1 protein-coding gene is annotated in these 1,598 nt (G+C 61.4%); it reads right to left on the bottom strand.

Annotated elements, in window-relative coordinates; genetic code table 11:
• A partial coding sequence (locus tag BTW08_RS18130) for an Ig-like domain-containing protein (protein ID WP_139313716.1) occupies positions 1-1,598 on the bottom strand: 1,598 nt, incomplete at both ends.

The following is a 1,598-nucleotide window of genomic DNA, read 5'->3' as shown; positions in this document are numbered from 1 at the left end:
GAGGTGGCGGTGCCGCCCTGACCGTCGCTGACGGTGTAGCTGACTTTAGTGGTGTCGGTCTGACCCGCGGCCAGGCGATCGAACGCCGTGCCCGGATTGAAGCTGTAGGAGCCATCCGCGTTCAGCGTGAAGGTGCCGCCGTTGGAGCCGGTGATGGCCTGCCCCACGCTGCCCGCCGCGCCGTTAACCGCGCTGACGCTCAGCGTGCCGCCATCGACATCGCTGTCGTTGGCCAGCACGCCCTGGGCCGCGGCGATATTGAGAGTAGCGTTCTCGCCGGTGCTACCGGTGCCGGCACGGACGACCGGGGCATCGTTAGTACCGATAATATTGATAGTGATGGTCTGACTCGCGGAACCATCAGCCGATTTCACCGTAAATGTCTCGGTCCGAACCTGACCTTCAGCAAGGTATTGAACCTTGCTGTTATCGGCATTGAAGGTCCATAGACCGTCAGCCGTAACGGAGAGCGAACCCAACGAAGAGGTGACGCCATTAGTCGTTCCACTGGCGCCCGTGAAAACCACGCTACCCGGGTTGAAACTCGACTGCCCGGTATCGATGTCGGTTACCGAGAGCGAACCCGTCGTAGCAAGTTTCCCACCGCTAACGTTGCTATCTTCAACGACGCTACCAACAGCAGGACCGCTGATGATAGCCACATCGTTCGTACCAACGATCGTTGCAGTCAATGTGGTTACTGAAACATTGCCGTGGCCATCACTGACGGTGTAACTGATCTGGGACGTGGTTTTTTCGCCCGCAGCGAGTGAGTTGTATGTATCGCCCGGCAAAAATCGATAACTGCCGTCGGATTGAACGATGAACGTTCCGCCGTTAGAGCCAGCAATAGATTCTCCAACGCCCTCCGAGCTGCCATTGATAGCGACGACATGCAGCGTCGACTTATCGCTACCCAAGTCGGCATCGTTGGCTAGAACACCGTGCGCAGCATCGATGCTCAGCGCCTGCTCCTGCTGGGTCGAACCCGTGTCGGCAATCGCTGTCGGCGCGGCAATATCGACGCCGTAGGCATGTGTCGTCGTTGCCGTGCCGGTGTTGCCGGCGGCGTCGGTGTGAGACACGGATGCACGGATGCTGTCGGTGCCAGCATTCGCCAGCACCGTTCCCGGTACCGCCACGCTGAAGATGCCATTGGCCCCAACCGTCGTGGTGTAGTTCTGGCCGCCCACGGAGACCGTCACCGTATCGCCTTGGGCCGCGTCGCCGCCGGCGGTGCCACTCAGGGTAACGTTCTGCCGCGATTCGGCGGCATTGATGACGTCATCACCGGCCACGGTGTTGAGGCTGATCGAGACGCTCGGCGCGACGGTGTCGACGCCATAGCTGCCGGCGGTATTGGCGCTGCCGGTATTGCCCGCCGCGTCGGTGTGGCTGACCACTGCGCTGACGCTGGTGTTGCTCGCCAGCTGTGAGCCCGGCACGTTGATCGAGAACGTGCCGTCGGCCTTGAGCGTGCCGGTGTAGGTTTGATTGCCGACCGTCAGCGTCACGCGATCGCCGCTGGCGTATTCGCCGCTGACCTGGCCGCTCACCGGGATCGATTGGTTGGCTTCGGCCGCGTTGACGATATTGTC

This window comes from Salinicola sp. MH3R3-1, assembly GCF_001937155.1.
GTDB lineage: Bacteria > Pseudomonadota > Gammaproteobacteria > Pseudomonadales > Halomonadaceae > Salinicola > Salinicola halophyticus.
Note: the sequence above shows the minus strand (reverse complement) of the source record. Positions and strands in the feature narration are given on the sequence as shown.